This window comes from Streptomyces sp. SID14478, from assembly GCF_010548525.1.
In the GTDB taxonomy this organism is placed as follows: Bacteria; Actinomycetota; Actinomycetes; order Streptomycetales; family Streptomycetaceae; genus Streptomyces.
The window spans coordinates 1-4,081 of the sequence record NZ_JAAGMG010000261.1 but is presented as its reverse complement, the minus strand read 5'-3'; the positions used below and the strand labels follow the sequence as shown (position 1 = coordinate 4,081).

The 4,081-nt window shown below is 70.7% G+C and carries 2 protein-coding genes and 2 pseudogenes; 3 read left to right on the top strand and 1 reads right to left on the bottom strand.

Translation table 11 applies throughout. The features are described 5' to 3' along the window. Window positions 1–575 (bottom strand): annotated as a pseudogene (locus G3I40_RS09240) (chemotaxis protein); the annotation flags it as partial. 158 nt (window positions 576–733) lie between these two features. On the opposite strand from G3I40_RS09240, the gene G3I40_RS09235 reads away from it, so the two are divergent. The 3 genes and pseudogenes from G3I40_RS09235 to G3I40_RS09225 all read left to right on the top strand — a co-directional run. Beyond that, the gene (locus tag G3I40_RS09235; protein ID WP_164301674.1) at window positions 734–2,173 is read left to right on the top strand and encodes a basic amino acid/polyamine antiporter; all 1,440 of its coding nucleotides are present in this window, start codon (window positions 734–736) and stop codon (window positions 2,171–2,173) included. 33 nt (window positions 2,174–2,206) lie between these two features. Continuing rightward, entirely contained in the window at window positions 2,207–3,469 is a 1,263-nt protein-coding gene (locus G3I40_RS09230; protein ID WP_164301673.1) for an arginine deiminase, read from the top strand. A 12-nt stretch (window positions 3,470–3,481) separates the two neighbouring features. Then, window positions 3,482–4,081, top strand: a pseudogene (locus tag G3I40_RS09225) (hypothetical protein); the annotation flags it as partial.

Here is a 4,081-nt window from a genome sequence, read left to right as displayed (position 1 = left end):
CGGAAGAACTGGCGGGTCTGCTCGTCGCGGAAGGTGCTCGGCAGGTCGCCGACGCGTTCCTTGCGCTCGGCGTCAAGGTCCCCGAGGCCGCGGCTGAGCGGAAATCCGTGGGCGGTGTCCTCGACGACGCGCGCGCCCTGCCCGTCCCAGAGGGCGATCCGGTCGGCGGCCACGGCCAGCACCCAGTAGGGCCGCTGCGCGGCGTCGGCGGCGACCAGGTTGCGGGTGAGGAAGGTGTCGGCGACGACGACCCGCTCGGGCACCGGCCGGTCGACGGCCCAGGCCTGGTGCTCGCCGGGGGCGGCGAAGACGACGAGACCGTCCCTGGCCTGCCCGGGGTCCAGCTCCGCGGCCGCGGCGCGCAGCTGCGCCACCACGTCGTCGCGGCGCTCCCGCGTGACGGCGGGGTCCGCGTCGAGCAGCCGGCCCGCTTCCTCGACGAGGTTGCCGAGGCGCACGGGGTCCTGCGCATTGTCCGGCCGGCGCCGATGGGTCGGCAGGGCCAGGGACACGGCGGGATAGGGGCGCTGCGCACGCAGACCGCGGAGGATCTCCGGGGTCAGGGAGGAGTACATGCCTCGATGCCTTTCTGTCGGCACCTCACCATGCTGTGCATACCTGGGCGTATCCGGCCATTCGAGTACGAACAAAAGGTGCGACACCTGACCAACCGGGACGAGACTGGTCCCCGGCGTCCCCCAGGACCCACCCGCACCCACCTCAGGGGGTCGACATGGAGCAGGCCGCGGACAAGAGCGCGCCGGCCGCCACGTTGCCGCTCTTCACGCTCACCACCATGGTCATCGGCTCCATGGTGGGCGCGGGTGTGTTCTCCCTGCCGCGCCGCTTCGCCGAGGAGACCGGGGTCGCGGGGGCACTCATCGCCTGGGCTGTCGCCGGCACCGGCATGCTGATGCTCGCCTTCGTCTTCCAGTCCCTCGCGGTGCGCCGCCCCGATCTCGACGCGGGGGTGTACGCGTACGCGAAGGCCGGGTTCGGGGAGTACCTGGGCTTCTTCTCGGCGTTCGGCTACTGGGCCAGCGCCTGCGTCGGCAACGTGACGTACTGGGTGCTGATCATGTCGACCGTCGGCGCGATCTGGCCCGCTCTCGGCGAGGGCGACACGGCGCTCGCGATCGTCCTCTCGTCGGCCGGCCTGTGGGCGTTCTTCCTGATGATCCGGCGCGGAGTGAAGGAAGCGGCGGCGATCAACAAGGTCGTGACCGTGGCGAAGATCGTGCCGATCCTGGTCTTCGTGGTACTGGCCCTCGTGTACTTCAAGCCTTCGGTGTTCGCCGACAACTTCGGCGGCGCCGACTACGCGGGGTCGCTCTTCAGCCAGGTCCGGGGCACCATGCTCGCCACCGTCTTCGTCTTCCTCGGCGTCGAGGGGGCGAGCGTCTACTCCCGGCACGCGCGCAAGCGCTCGGACGTCGGCCGGGCCACGATCCTCGGCTTCCTCAGCGTCTTCGCCGTCTTCGCCTCCGTCGTCATCGTGTCGTACGGGATCCTGCCGATGGGCGAGATCGCCGAGCTGCGCCAGCCGTCCATGGCGGGCGTCCTGGAGGAGGCCGTCGGCACCTGGGGCAAGGTCTTCATCAGCGTCGGCCTGATCGTCTCCGTGCTCGGCGCCTATCTGGCCTGGACGCTGATGGCCGCCGAGGTGCTGTACGTGGCGGCCAAGGACGACGACATGCCGCGCTTCCTGCGGCGTGCCACCTCCGCGGACGTGCCGCTGCCGGCGCTGCTGATGACGACCGTGCTGACGCAGATCGTGCTGGTCGTCACCGCGTTCTCCGACGACGCCTTCAACTTCGCGCTCGACCTGACCAGCGCCCTGTCCCTGATCCCGTACCTGCTGGCGGCGGCCTTCGCCGTGAAGATCGGGACGCGGCAGGACCCGCGCACGGACGGCGGGCGCTCCTCGACGCGGGAGTTGACCATCGCGGCTGTGGCGACCTTCTACACCGCGTTCATGCTGTACGCCGCCGGGCTGAAGTTCGTGCTGGTCTCGTTCGTGTTCTACGCCCCCGCCACGATCCTGTTCGTCATGGCCCGCAGGGAGCAGGGCCGACGGCTGTTCTCCCCGCGCGAGCTGATCATCCTGATCGTCTCCGTCGTCGGCGCCGTGGTCGGCGTCGTCGCCCTGGCCGCCGGCTGGATCAGCCTGTGAACCCGCCACCCCGTCAAGCCCCGGAGGCACACCGTGACTGACCACGACACCCCCGCGTCCGCCGCGTACGGAGTCCACTCCGAGGTGGGCACGCTGCGCAAGGTCCTGGTCTGCGCACCCGGGCTCGCGCACCGCAGGCTCACCCCGACCAACTCCGACGACCTGCTCTTCGACGACGTCATGTGGGTGGAGAACGCCCAGCGCGACCACGCCGACTTCGTCAACAAGCTGCGCCAACGCGGCGTCGACGTGGTCGAGTTGCACGAGCTGCTCGCCGCCACCGTGGCGATCCCGGAGGCGAGGTCCTGGCTCCTGGACCGCAAGATCGTCGCCAATCAGGTCGGCACCGGGCTCATCGACGACACCCGCGCCTTCCTGGAGTCGCTGGAGCCGCGGCAGCTCGCCGAGTACCTCATCGGCGGGCTGGCCACGACCGACCTGCCCGACGACTACCGCTCCGCGTACGTGGCGATGGCACGCGAATCGACCGGTGTGCGCGAGTACTTGATGCCGCCGCTGCCCAACACCCTCTACACCCGCGACACCACGTGCTGGCTGTACGGCGGGCTCACCCTCAACCCGCTCTACTGGCCCGCGCGGCACGACGAGACGCTGCTGATGAAGGCGGTCTACCGGTTCCACCCGGACTTCGTCGGCTCGACCGTGTGGTGGGGCGATCCCGAACTCTCCTGGGGACAGGCCACGTTCGAGGGCGGCGACATCATGCCCGTGGGCAACGGAGTGGTTTTGATGGGCATGAGCGAGCGCACTTCGCGGCAGGCGATCACCCAGGTCGCCGCGGCGCTGTTCGCGCAGGGCGCGGCCGAGCACGTGATCGTCGCCGGGATGCCGAAGCTGCGGTCCGCGATGCACCTGGACACCGTCTTCACGTTCGCCGACCGGGACGTCGTGACGCTGTATCCGCGGATCATGGACCTGGTGCACACGTTCTCGCTGCGCCCCAGCGACAAGGCGCCCGGCCTGCACATCACCGACGAGGGGTCGGCCGCGTTCGTCGACGTCGTCGCCAAGGCGCTCGGCCTGCCGGGTCTGCGGGTGATCGAGACCGGCGGCGACGTGTACGCGTCCGAGCGGCAGCAGTGGGACAGCGGCAACAACGCGGTCGCCCTCGAACCCGGGGTCGTCGTCACGTACGACCGCAACACCCAGACCAACACCCTGCTGCGCAAGGCCGGTGTCGAGGTCGTCACGATCGTCGGCGCCGAGCTCGGCCGCGGCCGCGGCGGCGGGCACTGCATGACCTGCCCCCTCGTCCGCGACCCCGTGGACTTCTGACGGCAGGCGTCGGTGCACCGCCTGCTGCGCGGGCTCGCCTGCGTCGTCGCGGCCCTCGCGACCCTGTGCGTGATCACGACGGCGACGCTGCGCGCCACGGTGCTCGACCCGGCGTTCCACGCCTCCGTCCTGGACGAACAGCACGCGTACGACCGCCTCTACAACGAAGTCCTGGTGGACCCCGACGTCTCGCCGGTCACCCGGGACCTGCTGGCCCGGCTGAACGTCCCGGAGGCCCAGGTGACCTCCAACATCAAGCTGGTGCTGCCGCCGCAGACCCTCCGCGACCTGACGCGACAGCAGATCGACGCCGTGGTCGGCTATCTGAACGGCGAGCGCGCCGCCCTCGACCTGACCGTCGACCTGCGCCCCGTCCTCGCGTCCGTCGCCCCGCTGGCGCAGACCTACTTCGGCGACCTCGTGGCCGGCGTGCAGCAAAAGCCCGAACCGGACTTCGACAGGTTCGCCGCCGATGTCTCCGATGCCGTCGGCGAGTTGGCGGCCGGCCGGGCCCCCGACAGCCTGCCGACGCTGCCGCTCACCCCGGAACAGGCGGACCGGGTCACCGACACGCTGCTGCGGCCGCTCGGCGCGCAGGACCGCGCCGCGCTG

Coding starts and splice junctions, on each gene's coding strand:
- G3I40_RS09235 (WP_164301674.1), top strand. CDS start 734: ATGGAGCAGGCCGCGGACAAGAGCGCGCCGGCCGCCACGTTGCCGCTC.